This is a genomic window from Streptomyces sp. BE303 (genome assembly GCF_036290945.1).
In the GTDB taxonomy this organism is placed as follows: Bacteria; Actinomycetota; Actinomycetes; order Streptomycetales; family Streptomycetaceae; genus Kitasatospora.
Genome location: NZ_JAQYWZ010000327.1, coordinates 65,115 through 86,471, shown reverse-complemented (window position 1 = coordinate 86,471; position 21,357 = coordinate 65,115). Strand labels below are relative to the sequence as shown.

At 75.4% G+C, this 21,357-nt stretch carries 12 protein-coding genes, 1 tRNA gene and 1 pseudogene; 9 read left to right on the top strand and 5 right to left on the bottom strand.

The genetic code is table 11. The features are described from left to right. Positions 1 to 533: 533 nt before the first annotated feature. Positions 534 to 1,850, bottom strand: a pseudogene (locus tag PUR56_RS04360) (PP2C family protein-serine/threonine phosphatase); the annotation flags it as partial. A 213-nt stretch (positions 1,851 to 2,063) separates the two neighbouring features. Then, a complete protein-coding gene (locus PUR56_RS04355; protein WP_329947906.1) occupies positions 2,064 to 3,365 on the bottom strand; it encodes an NAD(P)/FAD-dependent oxidoreductase in 1,302 nt (433 codons plus the stop codon). 811 nt (positions 3,366 to 4,176) lie between these two features. Between PUR56_RS04355 and PUR56_RS04350 the strand changes: the two genes are divergently transcribed. Next, entirely contained in the window at positions 4,177 to 5,019 is an 843-nt protein-coding gene (locus tag PUR56_RS04350) for a TetR/AcrR family transcriptional regulator (RefSeq protein ID WP_329947905.1), read from the top strand. A 338-nt stretch (positions 5,020 to 5,357) separates the two neighbouring features. Beyond that, positions 5,358 to 7,715, top strand: a complete 2,358-nt coding sequence (locus tag PUR56_RS04345; protein WP_329947904.1) for a sigma-70 family RNA polymerase sigma factor — start codon at positions 5,358 to 5,360, stop codon at positions 7,713 to 7,715. A gap of 124 nt (positions 7,716 to 7,839) precedes the next feature. Here the strand turns inward: PUR56_RS04345 and PUR56_RS04340 are convergent, their stop codons facing one another. From PUR56_RS04340 to PUR56_RS04330, 3 genes are all read right to left on the bottom strand, one after another. After that, a complete protein-coding gene (locus tag PUR56_RS04340) occupies positions 7,840 to 8,544 on the bottom strand; it encodes a DsbA family oxidoreductase (RefSeq protein ID WP_329878510.1) in 705 nt (234 codons plus the stop codon). A gap of 96 nt (positions 8,545 to 8,640) precedes the next feature. Beyond that, positions 8,641 to 9,162: a universal stress protein gene (locus tag PUR56_RS04335; RefSeq protein ID WP_329878512.1), complete on the bottom strand. Its 522-nt coding sequence runs from the start codon at positions 9,160 to 9,162 to the stop codon at positions 8,641 to 8,643. Between the two features lie 342 nt (positions 9,163 to 9,504). Beyond that, on the bottom strand, positions 9,505 to 11,751 hold the full coding sequence (locus tag PUR56_RS04330; protein WP_329947903.1) for an asparagine synthase-related protein: 2,247 nt from the start codon (positions 11,749 to 11,751) through the stop codon (positions 9,505 to 9,507). Positions 11,752 to 12,655: 904 nt separating this feature from the next. Between PUR56_RS04330 and PUR56_RS04325 the strand changes: the two genes are divergently transcribed. From PUR56_RS04325 to PUR56_RS04295, 7 genes are all read left to right on the top strand, one after another. Next, positions 12,656 to 14,086: an MFS transporter gene (locus tag PUR56_RS04325; protein WP_329878516.1), complete on the top strand. Its 1,431-nt coding sequence runs from the start codon at positions 12,656 to 12,658 to the stop codon at positions 14,084 to 14,086. Between the two features lie 659 nt (positions 14,087 to 14,745). Continuing rightward, positions 14,746 to 16,332 (top strand): TROVE domain-containing protein, encoded by a 1,587-nt coding sequence (locus PUR56_RS04320; protein ID WP_329947902.1) that lies wholly within the window; start codon positions 14,746 to 14,748, stop codon positions 16,330 to 16,332. A gap of 84 nt (positions 16,333 to 16,416) precedes the next feature. Continuing rightward, complete coding sequence (lhgO, locus tag PUR56_RS04315) at positions 16,417 to 17,652, top strand: L-2-hydroxyglutarate oxidase (protein ID WP_329947901.1); 1,236 nt, start codon at positions 16,417 to 16,419, stop codon at positions 17,650 to 17,652. 82 nt (positions 17,653 to 17,734) lie between these two features. After that, a complete protein-coding gene (trmB, locus tag PUR56_RS04310) occupies positions 17,735 to 18,565 on the top strand; it encodes a tRNA (guanosine(46)-N7)-methyltransferase TrmB (RefSeq protein ID WP_329947900.1) in 831 nt (276 codons plus the stop codon). Between the two features lie 126 nt (positions 18,566 to 18,691). Further along, on the top strand, positions 18,692 to 20,251 hold the full coding sequence (locus tag PUR56_RS04305) for a PrsW family intramembrane metalloprotease (RefSeq protein WP_329947899.1): 1,560 nt from the start codon (positions 18,692 to 18,694) through the stop codon (positions 20,249 to 20,251). 13 nt (positions 20,252 to 20,264) lie between these two features. Then, positions 20,265 to 20,338 (top strand) — tRNA-Met (locus tag PUR56_RS04300). Between the two features lie 196 nt (positions 20,339 to 20,534). After that, positions 20,535 to 21,296 (top strand): hypothetical protein, encoded by a 762-nt coding sequence (locus PUR56_RS04295; protein ID WP_329878526.1) that lies wholly within the window; start codon positions 20,535 to 20,537, stop codon positions 21,294 to 21,296. Positions 21,297 to 21,357: the final 61 nt, after the last annotated feature.

Genomic DNA, 21,357 nt, shown 5'->3' with positions numbered 1-21,357 from the left:
GTCAACATATCTGGCGTTGACTTTTGGCACGCTGTTGAGTTCTCAAGGAACGGACACTTCCTTCAGGCGGCTTTCACACCGACCCTCCGGGCGCTTCGTTCTTTCGTGTTTCCAGCTTACCAGACGTTTTCCGCTCCGTTTTCCGGAGTTTCACTCACCTGACTCGCTTTCGTGCTTCCAGCCTACCAGACGCTTTCCGCTCCGCTTCCGGCGCTTCGTTCGTCCAACTCGCTGGTGTCTTCTGCGGCTTGACGCCCCGTCCGACGTTCTGAACTGTAGCCGACCCCCGCTCCGAAAAGCGAATCCGACCGCAATCCCCGAAAGCGAGCACGCCAATTGGACCCTGGCCGGAACGTATCGAAAAAAGGACGACACGCCTCGGCCCGAATACAGGAAGAGGTGGTGTTTCAGAGGATTGGCCGCCCCGGGACCGTCCGCGCAGATGCGTGTCCGGTGCTCCCTGCCAGGCAACTCGGAGAACACTAGACCTCGTGGGAGACGGAGTCAAGCGCCGGCTTCCGGGCGGGTGACTCCTCCTCCGTCGGCAACTGGAAGGCGAGCACCGCGACGTCGTCGTCGTGGTCGGAGGTGACCCCCATGGCGCGGAGCAGACGGGCACAGACCACGTCCGGGGCGCCGACCGCGCCGGCCAGGGTGTGGGCGAGAAGGTCGAGGCCCTGGTCGATGTCCTCGTCCCGACGCTCGACCAGGCCGTCCGTGTAGAGGACGCCGGTGGTGCCGGGGAGAAGGCGGAGGGTGTGGGAGAGGTGGACACCGCCGCCGGTGCCCAGCGGCGGTCCGTTCTGCTCCTCGCTCCGCAGGACGGTGCCGTCGGGGCAGCGCAGGAGCATCGGGAGGTGACCGGCCGAGGCGTAGCCGAGGGTGTGCCGCTGCGGATCCCAGACGGCATAGGTGCAGGTGGCGATCTGGTTGGCGTCGATCTCCATCGCGAGGCCGTCGAGCAGACTCATCACCTTGTGCGGCGGGAGGTCGAGGCGCGCGTAGGCGCGGACGGCCGTGCGGAGCTGGCCCATGACGGCGGCGGCGCGCAGGCCGCGGCCCATCACGTCGCCGATGACCAGGGCGGTGCGGCCGCCGTCGATGGCGTTGACGTCGTACCAGTCGCCGCCGACCGCGGCCTCGGCGCCGCCGGGCTGGTAGGTGGCGGCCACCCGGAGGTCGGCGGGCTGGTCGAGCTTCTGCGGGAGGAGGCTGCGCTGGAGCGTGACGGCGGCCTCGCGCTGGCGGCGCTCGGACTCGCGGAGTCGGGCGGCGGCGAGCACCTGGTCGGTGACCTCGGCGGCGAAGATCAGGACGCCGGCGGTCCGGTCGTCGGCCGCGCCCGGCTCGCCGTGGCCCGCGTCGCGGCTGAGCGGGACGCAGGAGACGTTGTAGTAGCGGTTGCCGGTGAGGCCGAGGATGCAGCGGGCCTTGACGCTGCGCGGGCTGCCGCCGCGGATGACCTGGTCCATCAGGGGCAGGACCCCGAGGGTGCCGAGTTCGGGCAGGGCGTCGCAGGCGGGCAGGCCGGTGGACCGTTCGCCGAAGAGCTCGCGGTACGCGCGGTTGGCGTAGCCGAGCTGGTGGAGCGGTCCGTAGGTGACGGCGACCGGCGCGGGGATGCGGTTGAGGACCTCGCGGAGGTCCTGGGGCCGGTGCGGGTCGAACACGCCGGTCGGGTCGAGTACGTCCAGGAGCCCGGAATGGCCGGTGGGGCTGGTGGGGTCTCGGGGGCTGGGCACCACGACGCCGTCGCCGGACGGCGGGCCCTGGTCGGTGCCGTCCCCGGCCGACGGGGCGGCACGCCGCGGGACTCCGGTGAGCCGGGCGCTCCAGCGCATGAGGTTCAAACGACGGCCGCTTCCTCGGGTTCCAGACATATCATCACTTTTTGTATGCACATCAGCACACCGGGTAATGACTCGGTCGGGCAGATCCTGTCAGGCGGAGACCCGATTCCGGAAGTCGCCCGCGCCCGGCGCGGTCGTCGGATCGGTGACGGCGGGACTCTCCCGGGCCCCGGTGACGCGTCCGCGGGCCCCCGGGGGGTCGCGGACGGCGCCTCACGTGGGCCGGTCGTCGGCGAACTCCGGCTGCTCGGGCTTTCCGAGCGAGACCACCTCGCGGGAGAAGAGGCCGGCCAGCGCCCAGTCCATCAGCACCCGCACCCGGCGGTCCCCGCTCGGCAGCCGTCGCAGGTGCCGGGCCCGGTGCAGCCACCAGGCCCGCCGCCCGGTGAGCCGTCCGCCGCGCCGCGTGTGGGCGACGGCCCGCCCGAGGCCCAAGGAGGTGGAACAGGCGGGTGCGCCCGGCCGGTACGCGACGATGCCCGCGCCGTGCGGCCCCCCGACCAGTGAGGCGAGCACGTTGGCGGCCAGCAGTTCGGCCTGGGCGAAGGCGTGCTGGGCGTTGGGAGCACACGGCGCGCCGTCCGCGTGCGGGTCGGGCACGGCGGCGCAGTCCCCGGCGGCCCACGCCCCGGGCAGCGCCCGCCCGTCCGGTGCGAGCACCTGGAGGGTGGGCAGGCAGCGGACCCGGCCCGTGGTGTCCAGTGGCAGGTCGGTCTCGCGCAGCAGCGGGGCGGGGCGGACGCCGGCCGTCCAGACCAGGGTGCGGGCGGCGAACCGGCTGCCGTCCGAGAGCGCCATGACCCGGTCGGCCGCGGACTCCAGGGTGGTGCGCAGCCGGACGTCCACGCTGCGCTCGCGCAACTGGGCGAGGGTGTGGGCGGCGAGCTCCGGCGACTCCTCCGTGAGGATCCGGTCGGTGGCCTCGACCAGCACCCAGCGGAGGTCGCCGGGGCTGATGTTGTGGTGCCCGCGGATCGCGTACCGGGCCATGTCCTCCAGCTCGGCGAGCGCGCCGACGCCCGCGTACCCGGCGCCGACGAAGACGAAGGTGAGCGCGGCCTGGCGGAGGGCCGGGTCGCGGGTGGTGGAGGCCAGGTCGAGCTGCTCCAGGACGTGGTTGCGCAGGCCGACGGCCTCGCCGACGGTGGAGAAGCCGCGGCCGTGTTCGGCCAGCCCGGGGACGGCAGCGGTGCGGGAGACCGAGCCCGGGGCCAGGATCAGGACGTCGTAGTCGAGCTCGACCGGTGCGGGCGGCTCGCCCTTGGCGGCGGCATCGGCCCAGGCCCGGCGGGTCGCGTGCTCGATCCGGGTGATCCGGGCGGTGAGCACCCGGCAGTCCGGCAGCTCGCGGCGGAGCGGGACGACCACGTGCCGGGGGTCGATCGAGCCGGCGGCGACCTCGGCGAGCAGCGGGTGGTAGGTGAGATAGCCCTGGGGCTCGACCAGGGTCAGTTCGTCCTCGCCGCGGCGGAGCCGCTCGCGCAGGCCGCGCTGGAGGTGCAGGGCGGTGGACATCCCCGCGCACCCGCCGCCGACGATCAGGATCCTGATGGCGCACCTCCTGTCGATGGGGCCGGCAGCCCGCCTTCGACCGGGCATGCCCCCATCACGCCCACCAATAAAGGACCGCCGGGCCGCTCTTGTCCACCGCCTGTGCTGTGACGGATGGGGCGTGAGACGACTCGTGGGGACGAATGTGCTGCCTGGGCGAGTTTCTGACGCACTTTCGGCCTCGAACTGCCGTGAACTATGGTCGGATTGTGTGGCGGAGCGGCCACCGCCATGTCAACTGGTGGCGACGCACCGTGGATCGGTCATTACGGCCAGTTCTAGTGTTGGCGGGAGAACCCGACTGCGGGACCGTGATCCGGGGAAGGGTAGTTCCCGGGCGAGGCCCCGGACGGGCGCCGCCACACCGGGCCGGTCGTACCCGGAACGTTCGGCGGTACCCGCCGGAACGGGCCCGGGTGGTCTGCGCGTGGCCGCACCCGCGGCCGGGCGGTACCAGCGGCACTAGCGATGGGGCATCGGTCATTTCTTTCAGGCGGAGCTGCACCGGGGGGTGCAGGGGCGGGCGACGACAGGGTCCGGGATCGGACGCCTGCGGGGGAGAGTTGGGATGATGGAGCAGGAGCGACTGTTGGGGCGAGCGGGTGCGGCGCACCCCGGCCAAGGCGTGGTGCCGGAGCAACGAGGCCCCGCCGAACCACCTGCACAGCCCGGGGCGGTGTATTCGGCGGCCCCGTACCGGGGTGAACCGGTGCCGGCCGGCGGGCCGCTGCCGGGCGCACGCCTGAGGGTGGACGCCCGGCGGAATCTGGAGAGCGTGCTGCGTGCGGCCCGCGAGGTGTTCGGCGAGTTCGGATACGGCGCGCCGATGGAGGAGGTCGCGCGCCGGGCCGGGGTCGGCGTCGGCACGGTGTACCGGCGCTTCCCGAGCAAGGAGGTGCTGGTCCAGCGGATCGCCGCCGAGGAGGTCGCCTGGTTGACGGCCCAGGCGCGCGAGTCGCTTTACGGCGGCGGCGGCGCGTGGGAGTCGCTGGCCGGGTACCTGGCCCGGGCCGTGTCCACCGGGGCCGGGCGGCTGCTGCCGCCGGAGGCGTTCCGGTACGCGGAGGAGCTGGGCCGGGTGCCCGAGCAGCGCTCGCCCGACGTGGTGGGGCTGAACACGGCGTTCGGTTCCGCCCGGTACGAGCCGCTCCCCGGCGCGCACGGCGCGCACGCGGGCGGGACGTACGGAGGCGGGACGTACGCCGGCGGGCCGTACGGAAGCGGAACGCACGCCGGGGGGCCGCAGACGGTCGAGGGCGAGGCCGGCGTACTGGTCGCCGACGCCGATCCGCGGCTGCTGCTGCAGCTGCTCGCCGCGCTCGTGGCGCGTGCGGGTGCGGCCGGCGAGCTGCGGCCCGGGGTGACCGTCGCGGACGTGGTGCTGGTGCTGACCGCGTCGGTACCGGTGCACGCCGCGCGCAGCGGACCGGCGGCTCTGCCGGCTCCGGCAGGGGGGCCGGTGTCCGGTGCCGCCCCGGTGTCGGCGGCGGTGTCCGGGGTCGGCCCGCTCGGGGAGGCGACCCAGTCGCCGAGTGGTCGGCAGACGGACGGTCAACCCGGCGAAGGGCCGGCCGACCGGTTGCTGCAGATCCTGCTGGACGGTCTACGGGCACGCTGATCATCACCCGGGTCGGGCGCTCTCCGTCCGCCCCGGGCAAGGAGGTTGGAGATTCGGGCGGCGCGCGGACCTGGTCGCGCGCCGGGTGCGGCCGCCGTCGCCCCGGGTGACGGGAGCAGGGCGAACACATCCGCGACGGCCCCACGGAAGAGTGGGTCACCGCCGGTCCGGCTACCGCCCAACTCTGCGCTATGCCATCCTTTGCCCGTGGTTGGAGCCAATGTCCCGATGCGCGCCGTTCGCGCGCACTCGGCGCCGTGCAACGGGGAATCGTGCGCCCACGCACTCCCGCGCGCCCTGCCACACTACGGGGGCTGTCGTGGAATCTGGGGTCCGTTGTGAGCGCCGAGGAACAGAACGACTACGGCTACGGCCTCGACTTCGGCCGGTCCGCCGCGAGCGGGCCCGACCTGGGCCCTGACGGCCCGGCCGCCGGTCCCGCCACCCCGGGCGCCGGACCGTCGGGGCAGCTGCAGCCGGAACAGACGCCGCCCGGCCCGTTGCAGTCCGCACAGGTGCCGGACCAGGCCGGGATGCCCAGCCGCGAGACGCTCTCCGCCTCCGCCGCCGCCCTCCCGCAGGGCCGCGTACCCGGTCAGGCCCCGGCCGGGCTGGGCAGCGTCACCCCCGGGGCCTTCGTCGGCCCCGGCACCCCGGCGCGCCCCACCGTGCCCGCGCCCGCCGACCCCGTGGACGGCGAACGTCCCGCTTCCGACGCCGAGTTGACCGCCATGGTCCGGGCCGGCGACGACACCGCGTACGAGGAGATCTACCGCCGGCACGTCGACTCGGTGCGCCGTTACGCCCGGACCTGCTGCCGGGACAGCTTCACCGCCGAGGACCTGGCCGGCGAGGTGTTCGCCCGGACGCTTCAGGCCCTGCGAGCGGGCAAGGGGCCGGAGTTCGCCGTCCGCGCCTATCTGCTGACCGCCGTGCGGAACGTCGCCGCAGCCTGGACCCGCAGCGAGCGGCGCGAGCAACTCGTCGACGATTTCAGCGTGTTCGCGCAGACCTCGGCGGCCGTCGTCGACCTCGACCTGGCCGACCCCGGCGCCGACGCCTGGGCGATGGCGCTGGCCGACCAGCGCATGGTGATGCAGGCCTACGCCGAACTTCCCGAGGACGACCGGGTGGTGCTCTGGCACACCGAGGTCGAGCGGGAGTCCCCCAAGACCGTCGCGGTGATGCTCGGCAAGACCGCCAACGCGACCGCCGTCCAGGCCCACCGGGCCCGCGACCGGCTGGCCGCCGCCTTCCTCCAGGCGCACGTCTCGGGCAGCCAGGAGCGGGACTGCGAGGCGTACGCCAACCGGCTCGGCGCCTACGCACGGGGCTCGCTGCGCAAGCGGGCCTCCGCGGAGGTCGGCCGACACCTCAAGGAGTGCGACCGGTGCACGGCCGCATGCCTGGAGCTGTCCGAGATCAACCACGGACTGCGGGCGCTGCTGCCCGGCGGCGTGCTGGTCTGGATCGGTGTGGGCGGGTTCAGTGCCGCCGCGGCCGCCGTGGGCGGGGCGGCGGTGGTCGGCGGTGCGGCCGCCGGCACCGCGGCCGCCACGGCGGGCGGCTCGGCGGGAGCAACGGCCGGTGCCACGGCCGGGGCCTCGGCGGGAGCCGCCGGGGCCACCGGCGGGACCGCCGGGGCGGCGGGCGGAGCGGCCGGGGCAGGCGCCTCGGGCGGGGGCGGGGGCGGGGCCGGCGCCGGCGCGGTCGGCGAGGGTCTGGGCACCGCGGCCAAGGCCGGGATCGCCGCCGCCGTCGCGGTGGCCGCAGCCGCCGTCGCCGCCTACGCGCTCACCGGCTCGCCCGAGCCGAAGCCCCCGGTCGCCGCTCCGCCGGTCTCCGCGCCCGCCGCGCCCGCACCGCCGGCTGCGCCGGCCCCCGTGCCGGAGCCGGAGCCGGCGCCGAGCAGCCCCCGACCGGCGCCGGTCGAACCGGCGCCGAGCCCGTCCGCGCCCCCGCCGCCCGTCCCGACGCCGAAGGCCGTGCCCCCGCAGGCGCCGCCGGGGAAGGCGCCCGCCGGCACTCCGGCGGCCTCGCCGACCCCCACACACCCACCGAAGCCCACGCCGACTCCCACCCCCACCCCGACGCCGCCCCCGGTTCCGGTCCCCGTGGTCCCGACACCGAGCGTGCCGCCGGTGCCCACGCCCGAGGTGCCGGTGATCCCGACGCCGACGCGGCCCCCGCAGCCCACACCGACCGTGACGCCCAGCGCGCCGACCCTGCCGCCGCTGCCCGAGCCGACGGACTTCTGGGCCGACGACCTTCCGGTGGTCAAGCCCGGCAACAACCGCGTGCCGCCGCCGCAGCCGAGCATCCGGCAGAAGGGCAGCGACTGGTTCTGGCAGCGGGACGCCGTCAGCATCGACGGCGCCCGGCACGCGCACGGCATCACCGTGCACGCCCCCGCCACCACGCTGATCGACCTCAACCGGAGCTGCACGTCGTTCGACGCGGTGGCCGGGATGGACGACCTGACCGTCTCGATCGGCGGTGTGGTCTTCTCGGTGCAGGGCGGTGACGGCCGCACCCTGTGGAGCTCGCCCGCCCTGCGGGCCGGCGATCCGGCGGTGCCGGTGCACGTGCCGCTGGCCGGTCAGAAGTCGATCCGGCTGGTGGTGACGCCGGCGAACGGCGTCTGGTCGGCGCTGAACATGGCCGACTGGGCCGAAGCCCGCTTCAGGTGTTCCTGAAGCGGGCTCCGACGGGCGTCGATCCGTCCCCACGGTGATCCGGTCGTGCGGTGATCCGTCTGTGCGGTGATCCGGTCGTCGGACGATCCGGAGGGCGGACGCGGACCGGCCGCGTGTCGGGTGATCAGACGGCGCAGGAGCCGTCCGCGCAGGACTCGCCGGCCGGGACGACCGGCACCGGCGCGGGCCGGCGCTCGCCGATCTCGGAGGCGACCTGCTCCAGCACCTGACGGAAGGCCTCGGCCTCCTGGCCGCCCTGGACCGCCCACTTGCCCTCGAAGACGAAGGTCGGCACGGCGGTGATGCCCAGCTCGCGGGCCTCGGCCAGCTGCGCGCGGACCTCGGCGACACCCTCGTCGCCCGCCAGGTAGGCGGTCACCCGGTCGCGGTCCAGGCCCGCCTCGACGGCGACACCGGTGAGTGCGGCACGGTCGCCGACGTCCACGCCGTCGGTGAAGTGCGCCTTCAGCAGCGCCTCCTTCAGCCGGCCCTGGACGGCCGCGCCGTACTCGGTCTCGGCGAGGTGCAGCAGCCGGTGGCCGAGGAAGGTGTTGGCGTGCAGCGCGGCGTCGAAGTCGTAGGTGATGCCCTCGGCCCGGCCGAGCTCGGCCACCCGGGCGTCCATCGCGACGGACTGCGGGCCGTAGCGCTCCGCCAGCCACTCCCGGTGCGGGCTCGCCGTGGCCGGGGCGTCCGGCACCAGCTGGTACGGCCGGTAGACCACCTCGACGTTCTCCTTGCCCGCGAAGCCGTCGAGCGCCTGCTCGAAACGGCGCTTGCCGATGTAGCACCAGGGGCAGGCGATGTCGGAGTAGATCTCGACCTTCATGACGGGGGCTCCAGGGGTGGAAGGGATGCGGTCCGAGATAGGTGAACGGTGAACCATCTCGGGACATTCCCGACAGGCCCGCAGGTGGCCCGCGACTCAGTGCTCGGGCGGCGCCGGAACCACCAGGACCGGGCAGGCGGCGTGATGGACCAGAGCGCCGCTGACCGAGCCCAGCAGCAGCCGGGCGAACCCGCCGTTGCCCCGGGTGCCGACGACCACCGTGTGCTGGCGGGCCGAGGCCGCCAGCAGGACCTCGATCACGTTCCCCAGCACCACGTGGAGCGAGAACTCCCCCTCGTACGGGCGGGAACGGGCCTCCTGGACGGCGGCCACCGAGCGGCGGAGGCCGTCCGCCATCGACTCGACCAGGGTCTCCACGCTCTCCTGGACGAGTTCGGCCATCCCCGGGGGGTACCCGGCCGGCGCCGGGTTGACGACCGCGAGCACGTACAGCGGCAGGCCGAACACCTCGGCCTCCGTCATCGCCCGGTCCAGGGCCCAGAGCGAGCCGTCCGAACCGTCGCACGCCGCCAGCACCCCCGGCGGACGGCCCGTCGGCGGACGGCCGAGCACCGACAGCACGACGGGGACGGACGGGTCCGGACTGGCACTGGTCACCACGGCCTCCGCAGGGGAAGGGGACGGAACGCCCCGCCATGATCGCCCGCACGGCCCAGCCGCACGGGCGAGCCGCGCCGGGCGGACGTCGGTGCGGCTCGCGGCGGGAGGGGTGCGGGGCGGGCGCGCGCAGCGGGGCGCAGCGCGTCGTGGACGACCGGACCGGGGCGGGGCGGGGCCGACCGGGGCGGACGGGGGCGGCAGGATCAGGCCAGGTTCGCGCAGGGCGCGGGCGGGCGGCCCGGTGCGCACAGGACGTCGGACCGGCCGACGTCCTGCTCCGGACGGACCCCTGCGCGGGCGCGCCGGGCCCCGGGGCGGGGCAGCCGTACCGCGGCCGGGTCAGGCGAAGCGGGGCGGCGTGAGGGCGGTGTGTTCGGGCAGGGGGAGGCCGGTCCAGCAGGCGCCGTGCCGGCGCGCGCGGACGCGGCGGAGCCAGAGTTCGGTGGCCACCAGGTCGGCGAGGCCGGCCAGGGCGGCGGGCGCGAGGGGCGTCGCCGGGTCGGCGGCGCGGGCGAGGTCGGCGCGGACGGCACGGAGGTCGATCAGGCCGGCCTCGGCGAGCAGGGGTGCGTCGAAGAGTTCGGCCAGTCCGTCGGCGGCGAGCCGCAGGCCCGCCCGGGTGGCGGTGGTGCGGTCGGGCCGGGGGCCCCGTCCCCACCCGGGCGGGAGGTCGGTGCGGCCGGCGCCGGCGAGGACGGCCTGCAGCAGGGCGGGCCGCGCGCCGGGCTGGAGCCGGACGTCGGCGGGGAGGAGACGGGCGGCGCGCACCACCTGGTTGTCCAGGAAGGGCGCGTGCAGCCGTTGACCGGGTTGCTCCGTGGCGTGGACGAGCGTGCGGAACCCGCGCGCGTGCCGATGGAGGGCGTGGCGGGCCCGGTGCGCGCCCGGGTGCTCCCCGGGCGCCGGTTCGCGCGCCGCCAGGCGGAGCCTGAGGGCGACGGCCGAGAGGGCCTCGTCCGAGAGCCAGCGGGCCGCCGGGCCGGGCACCACCCAGGCGAGGTCACCGACCGAGCGGGCACCCGCCGTGCCGCCGCCGTCCGGGACGTGCCGGAGGGTCAGCTTCACCGCGACGTCGTCGAGCGCGTCGGCGAACCTGATCCGGGAGAGCCGGTGGGCGGCCCGGACCACGGCGAGCGGGGTGCGCAGCGCGCCGACGAGCACGCCCGCGGCGGCCCGGTCGGCACCCGCCAGGGCCACCACCGGCGACAGGAGCTCCCGCGAGCGGCCGGCCCGGACCAGGTCGGCCAGCCGGGCCGGGTGCCCGTCCAGGACCTGCCGGGCGCCGTAGCCGGTGAGGTGGTCCGTGCCGCCGACGTCGAAGCGGGCCTCGGCGCCGGCGGCGGCGACCAGTTCGGGGCCGGGCTCGTCGGTGAGCCGGCCCGCGGCCGGGTCGGAGCGCAGGTGGGCGTACGGGAGGGTGGCCGGGCCGGGGGCGAGCACGGTGTGGCGCAGCCGGGGGACGTCGGGGGCGAGGGTCAGGGCGGCCGGGCCGTCGTCCTCCCCGGAACCGCGCCCGTCGAAGGCGGTCTCGCCGAAGGTGACGGCGGCGAGTTGTTCGGTGGCGGGCAGCGGCCGGGCGGCCGGGCGGGCCCAGGAGCCCTTGACCGCCCCGGTCCGGCCGGCAAGCCCGACTACCGCACCGGGCGCGGCACGGCCGCCGGCCCTGCCCGTCGCTGCCGCCCGCTCACCGGAGTCCGCGAAGTCCCCCACCGCGTCCCCTACCGCGCTGCCGACCGGGTCGGCCCCGGCGGCCTGCGGACCGGCCCGGCGGGGCACGGCGGCCGGGCCCGAGGCGAGCGGGACCGCGGCGGCGAGCAGCGCGACGGTGGCGGACGCCGTCCCGTACGAGAGGTCCACGCCGAGCCGGGAACGCCCGGACCCGACGGCCGGCGGCGCGGTCCCGGCCGGGCTGGTCCGGACCCGGGAGCGGACCGACTCCAGCAGTGCCCGGGTGAGTTCGCGGACGGCCGCCGCCTCGCCGGGCGGCCGTGCGCCGTCGGCACCCGGTTCGTCGTACGAGGTGAGGTACGGGCGCCCCCCGCGCACGGCCAGCGCGTGCCCGGGCGGGACGCGCTGCACGCCGAGGTACGGGGTGCCGGTGCCGAGTGCCTCCGGCGACTCCGGGCAGGCGAGCCGGGCCGCCAGGTGGCCGGTGTCGAGGGGCGCGCCCACCAGGTCGGCGAGCGGGAGGGCGGCGGTGGCGTAGGCGGTGCCGCCGGCCCAGGGGGTGTGGAAGACGGGCTGGGCGCCGGCCAGGTCGGTCAGCAGCACGGTGGAGCGGACTCCGGTGCGCAGGACGGCGGTGTAGCTGCCGGGCCAGACGGTGAGGTGGCGGACGGCGCCGCCGCGGGCGGCGGCCAGACCTGCGGCGAGTTCGGCGTCGGAGGCGCCGCAGTGGCCGAGGACGGCGAGGCGGCTGGTGGCGGGGGTGTCCTCGACCCGGTCGGGACCGGCGTGGCCGGAGGTGACGGTGGCGGGGGCTCCCGGCCGGAGGGTGACCAGGCGGATCTCCTCGGGTCGCCAGTCGCCGACCGCCCAGAGCGGGTCGGGGCCGCTCCACAGGAGGCGCGCGGCGATCGGGCTCACTGCGCCGGGGGGTTCGTGCGCCGGGGCGCCCGGTCGGGGTGCGGCCGTGCACCAGCCCGTCAGCCACCGCATCGTGCCTCCACCGGACGAGGACCTGCACCGCGCGGCGCGTCCACCGCCGGGCGTCCCCCTCCATCCCGTGGTGCGCCGCGGCGGGCGCCCACCGCGGGCCGGCGCGCCGTCAGTAGACATGGTGCCACCGCTCGGCCGTCCGGTGACCGGAGTTGTCGTTTCCGGTGCGGGGAGAAACCGGGAGCGCGGCGAACGGAGGAGGACCGGGGCCGGGCAGCCGCGGCGCCCCGGGGAACTCCGGGCGACTCCGCGGGATCCGGGGTGCGGCGCGATCCGGGGCGTGAGTACCGCGGGTAGTCGGAACCGGCGGTCGAACGCCTGGGCGACCCGTTCCGGTGGGGCGACCCGGGCCTCCCCCTCCTCGGCCCGGACCGCCCCTCACGTCGCCTTGTCATGGCCATCGCGAAATGGCCGAAAGGCGTCGCTCAGTCCGGGAGGGCATCCGCATGCCCTCCCGGACTTCGCCGCCGCCCGCGGGGATGTAGACGGCGGCTTCCCCCGGCCCGCCGGGTCCTCGACGGCGGGCCGACCCACGACCACCAGCGAATCGCCGACCAGCCGGTCGGGCCAGGGGGCACGGCCGGGCGCACATCGACACGGGACCGGAGCACGGCACTCCGGCGCGCGGTCGGAACACCGCGGCACGGCCGGATCCGGGTGGTCCGGACCAACTCGCCGACCCGCCCGCCGGACGCGACCGGGTGCGCGATCCCGCCATCCGGAATGCGGCCTCTTAACCCTCGGAACGCGTCCGACTACTCTAGGTACAGCAGCTACGGCCCGGTGCCGCCCGGGCCCCGCGCACAAGGCCGCAGGAGGTGCCCCCGCCACCATGACCGTCAGCCCACGAGGACCGAACGAACGGCTCGGCACGCTCCTGACTCTCGCCCAGATCAGCAACGCCGGGCTGGCTCGCCGGGTCAACGACCTCGGCGCGCAACGCGGGTTGACGCTCCGGTACGACAAGACCTCGGTGGCCCGCTGGGTCAGCAAGGGCATGGTGCCGCAGGGCCCCGTCCCGCACCTGATCGCCACCGCGATCGGCGGCAAGCTCGGGCGGCCGGTCCCGCTGGAGGAGATCGGCCTCGGTGACACCGATCCGGCGCCCGAACTCGGCCTGGCCTTCCCTCGCGAGGTGTCCGAGGCGGTCCGTTCCGCCACCGACCTCTGGCGGGTCGACCTCGACCTGCGCCGCGGCCCCGGCGGCGGCCGCTGGAGCGACAGCCTGGCCGGCACCTTCTCCGTCGCGGCGTACGCGACCCCCGTCTCCCGCTGGCTGATCACCCCGGCCGACGGCTCGGTGGCCCGCGAGCTCCCCCTGCGCTCCCCCGTCGAGGCGGGCTCGTACCGGGTCGGTCACTCGGACGCCGCCAAGCTCCGCGAGGCGGCCCAGGAGGCCCGCCGCTGGGACTCCAAGTACGGGGGCGGGGACTGGCGTTCGTCGATGGTCCCGGAGTGCCTGCGGGTCGAGGCCGCGCCGCTGCTGCTGGCCTCGTACAGCGACGCGGTGGGCCGTGCGCTGTTCGGCGCGACGGCCGAACTCACCAGGCTGGCCGGATGGATGGCCTTCGACACCGGTCAGCACGAAGCCGCCCAGCGCTACTACATCCAGGCCCTGCGCCTGGCCCGGGCCGCCGCCGACGTGCCGCTGGGCGGCTACGTGCTGGCCTCGATGAGCCTGCAGGCCTGTTACCGGGGCTTCGCCGAGGAGGCCGTGGACCTCGCCCAGGCCGCACTGGAGCGCAACCGGGGCCTGGCCACCACCCGCACGATGAGCTTCTTCCACCTGGTCGAGGCCCGGGCCCAGGCCAGGGCGCGCAACGCGGCGGCGTGCGCGACGGCGCTCGGGGCCGCCGAGAGCGCGCTCGAACGGGCCCGCGCCGGGGATCCCGATCCGGCGTGGATCGACTTCTACGCCTACGACCGGCTCGCCGCCGACGCCGCCGAGTGCTTCCGGGACCTCGGGGTGCCGTCCAAGGTCCGCCAGTTCACCCGGGAGGCGCTGGCCCGCCCGACCGAGGGCTTCGTCCGCTCGCACGGCCTGCGCCTGGTGGTCTCCGCGATGGCCGAGGCCGAGGCGGGAAACCTGGACGCGGCGGTCGCGGCCGGCGAGCGCGCCGTCGAGGTGGCCGGGCGGATCTCCTCGCAGCGCAGCCGCGAGTACGTGGTGGAGATGCTGCGCCGGCTGGAGCCGTTCCAGAGCGAGCGCCGGGTGCGGGAGCTCGCCGAACGGGCCCGCTCGGTGATCGTCGCCCCCGCGTAGGCGGCGCCTCCGGACACGGTCGGACGCGGTCCGACGACCCGGCAGCCCGGACCCACCGGGCGGCCGGGCAACCGGACGGCCGGACGGCCGGACTGCCGGACTGCCGGACTGCCGGACTGCCGGCGTTAATTCGGATGCACGGCCGGAAGGCCCCCGGATATCGTCCTTCTCGTCCAGGTGCGCAGGCAGAGGTTACTTCCACTTCGTATGGGCGGGTCGCGGGTTCGAATCCCGCCACCGGCATTTCCGGCCGGTGTAGCTCAGTCAGGTAGAGCAGCTTCGTCACCTCAGCCGTCCTCGATCTCTGGACACCCATTCGTGAAAAGGTTTTCCGCACCTCCCGGTGCGACGGCAGCGGTTACTTCTTGGTGAGGCGCCGAAAGGCGCTGCGGTTCGAGCCCGCGACACCGCCGCCACTGTGATCTCGGGAGGCACTGCGCCGGGGTGCCCGGTGCGCAGGCCGGGGTTACTTCGGATCTTGGGGTTCCGGGTTCGAATCCCGGGCGGTCCGTGCGCGAGCGCGGCCGCTAGCTCAATCCGGTAGAGCACAAGCCTCTTACCCCCGCCGTCGTCGGCCGCCGGGCCGGCACGATCTCGGGCACCCCTTCCTCCGCCGTGCCTCCCGCACGACTTCCACCAGCCAGCAGGGGGGTTCCACCATGTCGCGTTTCAACGTCCGCCGGACCAGGCCGAGCGCGAGCTCGCCCGTGACCACCACCGGGCAGCGTGCGGTCAATCACAACGGCGGCACCGGACACCTCCGCGACGCGAAGTCCGAACTCTTCCTGCTGGCCGTCGCGAACATGGTCGGGCAGGACACGTTCCACGAGCGCGGCGGCCGGCGCGACGACCGCTACACCGCGCTGGTCCGCGAACTCGCCGTGAGCGACCCGGAATGGACCCTCGGCCTGCTCCGCTGGCTCCGGCACGAGGGCCAGCTGCGGACGGCCGCGCTGGTCGGCGCGGCCGAGTTCACCCGGGCCCGGCTGGACGCCGGCGAGCCCGGGTACTCCCGCCGGGCGGTCGACGCCGTCCTGCGGCGTGCCGACGAGCCCGGAGAACTGCTCGCCTACTGGACGTCCCGCTACGGGCGCGCGCTGCCGAAGCCGGTCAAGCGCGGCGTCGCGGACGCCGTCCGCCGGCTCTACGACGGCCGCGCGCTGCTGAAGTACGACACCGCGTCGAAGGGCTACCGCTTCGCCGACGTGCTGGAGCTGACCCACCCGGCGCCCCACCCGGAGAAGCCGTGGCAGGGCGCGCTGTTCGGCTACGCGCTGGACCGCCGGCACCGGCCCGACGAGACCGCCCCGCCCACCGGCGACCCGCTGCTCACCGCCCACCGCGACCTGCTGGCGCTCCCCGTCGACCGGCGGCGCGCGGTGGTGACCGGCGAGGGCGGAGCGGAGCGGCTGGCCGCGGCCGGGATGACCTGGGAGGCGCTGGCCGGCTGGCTGCAGGGGCCGTTGGACGCGGCCGTCTGGGAGGCCGTCATCCCGTCCATGGGCCCGATGGCGCTGGTGCGCAACCTGCGCAACTTCGACCGGGCCGGGGTCTCGGACGCGGTCGCGGCCGAGGTCGCACGGCGGATCGGCGACCGGGAGGAGGTGCGCCGCTCCCGCCAGTTCCCGTTCCGCTACCTGGCCGCGTACCGGCACACGCCGTCGCTGCGCTGGGGGCACGCGCTGGAGACCGCGCTCTCCCACTCGCTCGCCAACGTGCCGGCGCTGCCCGGCCGGACGCTGATCCTGGTCGACCGGTCCGGGTCGATGTTCGACCGGCCGAGCGAGCGGAGCGGGCTCAACCGGGCCGACTCGGCGGCGATCTTCGGCACGGCGCTGAAGGTCCGGGCCGCCGACGCCGACCTGGTCGAGTTCGGCTCGACCAGCCGGGTCGTCGAGGTCGGCAGGAGCGAGGCGGTGCTGCGCGTGCTGGACCGCTTCGGCAGCCTGGGCGGCACCGCCACCGCCGCGGCCGTCCGCGCCCACTACCGGGACCACGACCGGGTGGTGATCGTCACCGACGAGCAGACCGGGCCTGGCCTCCACGGCCACGACCCGCTGGCGGCCGTCCCGGCCCGGGTGCCCGTCTACACCTGGAACCTGGCCGGCTACGCCCTCGCCCACGCGCCGGCCGGGCCCGGCCGGCACACCTTCGGCGGGCTGACCGACGCGGCCTTCCGGCTCGTCCCGCTGCTGGAGTCCGGGCGCGACGCGGACTGGCCGTGGGGGGAGCGCGAGCGCCGTTGACGCCCACTCGACCGGCCCCCGCCGCCGTGGCAGCATCGCGGGCAGGCGGGGGCCGGTCGGGGCGAGCGAGGCGAGGAGCGGGCGGTGGCGTACGACGTCGACGTACTGGTGGTGGGGGGCGGGATCGTCGGGCTCTCCACGGCGAACGCGCTGGCCGGGGCCCGGCCCGGGCTCAGGCTCACCGTGCTGGAGAAGGAGCCCGGGTTCGCCGCGCACCAGACCGGGCGCAACAGCGGGGTCATCCACAGCGGCGTCTACTACCGGCCGGGCTCGCTCAAGGCCCGGTACGCGGTGGCCGGCGCCGCCGAGATGGTGGAGTTCTGCCGCGCCCAGGGCGTGCCGTACGAGGTCACCGGCAAGCTGATCGTCGCCACCGGGCCGGCCGAACTGGACCGGCTGCGCGCGCTGGCCGAACGCGGCCGGGCCAACGGCATCCCGGTGACCGAGCTGGACCGCCGGGGCATCGCCGAGCACGAGCCGTACGTCACCGGAGTCGCCGGGCTGCACATCGGCACCACCGGCATCTGCGACTACCCCGGCGTGGCCGCCGCCTACGCCCGGCTGGCCCGCGAGGCCGGCGCGGAGATCCGGACGGGCGCCGAGCTCCGGGCGGTCGCCCGCCGGCCGGACGGCGTGACCGTCCAGACCTCCACCGGCGAACTGCGCTGCCAGGTGCTGGTGAACTGCGCCGGACTGCACAGCGACCGGATCGCCCGGCTGGCCGGCGACGACCCCGGGGTGCGGATCGTGCCGTTCCGCGGCGAGTACTACGAACTCACCAAGGAGCGCCGGGAGTTGGTCCGGGGCCTGGTCTACCCGGTGCCCGACCCCGCCTTCCCGTTCCTCGGCGTCCACCTCACCCGGGGGATCCACGGCGACGTGCACGTCGGCCCGAACGCGGTACCGGCCCTGGCCCGCGAGGGCTACGACTGGCGCACCGTCCGCCCGCGCGACCTCGCCGACACGCTCGCCTTCCCCGGCACCTGGCAGATCGCCCGCCGGCACTGGCGCTACGAGGTGGGCGAGCTGCGCCGCTCGCTCTCCAAGCGGGCCTTCACCACCGCCGTGCAGCGGCTGCTGCCCGCCGTCACCGCGGCCGACCTGGTCCGGGCCGCCGCCGGCGTCCGGGCCCAGGCGGTGGCCCGGGACGGCTCGCTGCTGGACGACTTCGCGTTCGCCGGCTTCGACCCGGACGACCCGCGCTCCACCCGCCGTCTGGTGCACGTGCTGAACGCCCCCTCCCCCGCGGCCACGGCCTCGCTCCCGATCGGCCGCGAGGTGGCCCGCCGGGCGCTGGCGGCGCTGGACGCCGACGGGTGACCTCCGCCCCCGCCCGGCCGGACGTGGGGACCGTCACAGGGCCTGCGGGCCGTGCCGGGCGGCCCCGTAGACTCGGTTGATTGTGACTGCCACCGCCCCGATCCCCCAGCCATCGCCCTCCGCCCGGCTCTCCGCCGCGCCCGCCGCGTACCCGGCGCCGATGTACCCGCACAAGGCCACCGAGGCCCAGCACAGCGAGCGGCGCATCCGCAGCTTCCAGCCGCGCCGGGGCCGGATGACCAACGCCCAGGCGGGCGCGCTGGACCGGGGCTGGGAGCGGTACGGCATAGCGATCGACGGCACCCCGCTCGACCTGGCCGCGCTGTTCGACGGCCTGCCGGTCACGCTGGAGATCGGCTTCGGCATGGGCGAGACGACCGCCGCGATGGCCGCCGCCGACCCGGCGACGGGCATCCTGGCCGCCGACGTGCACACCCCCGGCCACGGCAACCTGCTCGGGATGCTGGAGCGCGACGGCAGCCGGAACGTCCGGGCCGCCGCCGGCGACGCCGTGATCCTGCTGCGCGACATGCTCTCCGACGCCTCGCTGGCGGGCCTGCGGGTCTACTTCGCCGACCCGTGGCCCAAGCCCAAGCACCACAAGCGCCGGCTGATCCAGCCGTCCTTCCTGGACCTGGTGCTGCCCCGGCTGGCGCCCGGCGCGCTGGTGCACTGCGCCACCGACTGGGAGCCGTACGCCGAGCAGATGCTCGACGTGCTCTCCGCCTCGCCGGAGCTGGAGAACCTGCACCCCGAGGGTGACGGCACCGGCTGGCTGGAGCCCGCGGACCACCCGGACGGCTCCGTCCCGGGGTACGCGCCGCGGCCCGACTGGCGCCCGGTCACCAAGTTCGAACGGGCGGGCATCGCCAAGGGCCACGTGGTGCACGACCTGCTGTTCCGCCGCCGCTGATCCCCCGCCGGGTGTTCGACCCGGCGGTCGTCCGGCCTCCGCGACGGCGGCCGGCGGATGCGCGCGGGCGGGGGATTCGTCCCGACTCCTCCCGGCGGCCCGGCGGTGTGGCCTACCCTGTGCCGGGTGAGCAGCCCGTCCGGCGGGCACCACACCACCGTGCGGGCCGCCGACGACCGAGAGATGCCTCCGCGCACCGCCGGCACCCGGACCATCCCGGGGCCCCGGGAGCGCCGGGTGCACCGGCTCGTGCCCTGGCCGACCCGCGCGGCCCGGACCGGGACCGGGACCGGTGCCGTGCTCGGCCCGCCGGCCGCCCCCCGGACCGACCCCGCCGCCGACCCGCCCGCAGACCCCGCCGCCGATCCCCCGGCCGGCCCGCGGGCGTCCCGGCCGGGGCGCCCGCCCCGAGCGGCCCGCGCCGCCCGGGCCGGCCGCGCCGCCCGCTCGGCCGCGACCTCCTCCGTCACCGCGACCGCCGTCCTGGCCCTGACCGGCTGCGGGGTGCTGATCCTCCATCTGGTCCGCCGGCAGACCGGGACCACCGGACTGCTGGTCGGCCTCGGGCTGGCCCTGGTCCCGCTGCCGTTCGTGCTCGGCGGCCTCGCCTGGCTCAACCAGACCGCCCGGGTCCCCCTGCGGCACACCGTCTTCTGCCTCGGCTGGGGCGCCTGCGCCGCCACCACGTTCGCGATCCTCGCCAACGGCTGGACCAACAGCTACCTGACCGCCCACCAGGGCAGCCTCGGCGAGGTGCTCGGCGCCGACCTGGTGACCCCGGTGATCGAGGAGAGCGCCAAGGGCGCCGCCCTGCTCGTCCTGCTGCTCCCGCTCGGCACGCGGCTCCGATGTACCGGCCGGGGCTCGGACCGCCCCTGTGCCTCCGTGCTGCGCACGCTGCCCGGCCTCCGGCAGCCCCGCGGGTACGACCGCCGCCCCGCCCTCGCGCACGCCCGTGGACGGCTCCGGCTCCGCCCCTACCTGCGCCCGCTGCCCTACCTGCGCCCCGCCCCGCCGACCCGCGACCACCGACGGGCCCGGTACCGGCCGCGCACGCTGGCCGCCGGGGTGGTCCTGGGCGGGATCACCGCCTGCGGCTTCGCCTTCACCGAGAACGCGCTCTACCTGGGCCGGGCCTTCACCGACGACCAGCAGCAGCGGCTGGACAGCATCGGGCTCGGCGAGGCGCCCAGCCTGCGGGACTTCGACGGCACCGTACAGACCTTCGTCCTGCGCGGCCTGCTCTCGCCGTTCGCCCACCCGCTGTTCACCGCGCTGACCGGACTGGGCCTGGCCCTCACGCTCACCACCGGGCGGCGCCTGCTGGCCCGGCTGGCGGCGCCGGCCGGGCTGGTGCTGTCGATGGCGCTGCACGGCACCTGGAACGCGGCCGCCGACCTGGGCACCCGCGGGTTCCTGCTGGTGTACGCGGTGCTGATGGTGCCGTGCTTCGCGGCGCTGGTCTGCTTCGCCGCCTGGGCCCGCGCACGGACCTCCCGGCACGCCCCGCACCACGGGAGGGGCACGGTGTCCGGACGGCGCGGCGGCCCCCTCGCGGGCGTGTTCCGGGGCGGGCTCCCCCGCCGGTTCCGGGGCGGCTCCGGGGCCCGCCCGGGGGGCGGTCCCGCGGGCGGTCCGGGGGCCGCCGGGGAACCGATTTCCCATTCGGGTGGCTCCCCCGTATAGTTGTGTTTACCGACGCGGGGTGGAGCAGCTCGGTAGCTCGCTGGGCTCATAACCCAGAGGTCGCAGGTTCAAATCCTGTCCCCGCTACTCAGCAGCGGAAGGCCCGGAGGACTCGTCCTCCGGGCCTTCGCCGTTCCCGTTCCGAACTCGGCGACGGCACGGTCCTGCCACGAACCTGTAACAGCGGCCCCGGTCAAGATCCCCTAAAAAAGCCGTAAAGCATACTGAAGTGCAAAGTCACTCGTTCGGACGCGGACCATCGCGCCGAGTTAGGAACGCACTCATGCTGTCGAAGCGCCTTGCCGGCACCGCCGCGATCTGTCTGCTGCTGGCGGCCGGTGCCACCGCCTGCGGGGACACCCAGAGCAAGGCCGGGGCGGCCCCGAAGCTGGACACCGAGAAGCTCAGCGCCCAGGAGATCGAGCAGGCGACCAAGGACGCCCTGTCCGCCGCCACGTCCGTGAAGATCACCGGCGACATCGCCATGGACGAGGGCAAGATGACCATCGACCTGGCCCTCGACACCAAGAGCCAGTGCACCGGCACCATGAGCATGCCGGGCATGGGCAAGTTCGAGATCATCAGCGACGGCAAGCAGTCGTACGTGAAGCCGGACAAGGAGTTCTGGACCGCCATCGCGGGCAAGGAGGGGGCGAAGGCCGCCGAGCTGTTCAAGGGCCGCTACCTGTCGGGCCTCCAGGACTCCGAGATGAAGGACCTCACCTCGGTCTGCAACCTCAAGGACTTCACCGCGAAGATCGTCTCGGACGACTCCGGCAAGAGCGAGGCCACCAAGGGCGGGGCCGCCACCGTCAACGGCCAGAAGGCCTTCAGCCTCAAGGTGAAGGACCGGAAGGGCGAGGAGTCGACGATCCACGTCGCCACCGAGGGCAAGTTCTACCCGCTGCGGGTCGAGAAGAAGAGCGGCACCGAGGGCGGCCAGATCGACTTCACCGACTACGACAAGCCGCTCACCATCCAGGCCCCGCCGGCCGACAACGTGATCGACTTCGCCAAGCTGCAGGACCAGCTCAAGTCCGCCTGAGAATAAATCCGTTGCTCTCCTCCGGTGGACCTGCCTATCGTGGCGGCACACTGAAAGGAGG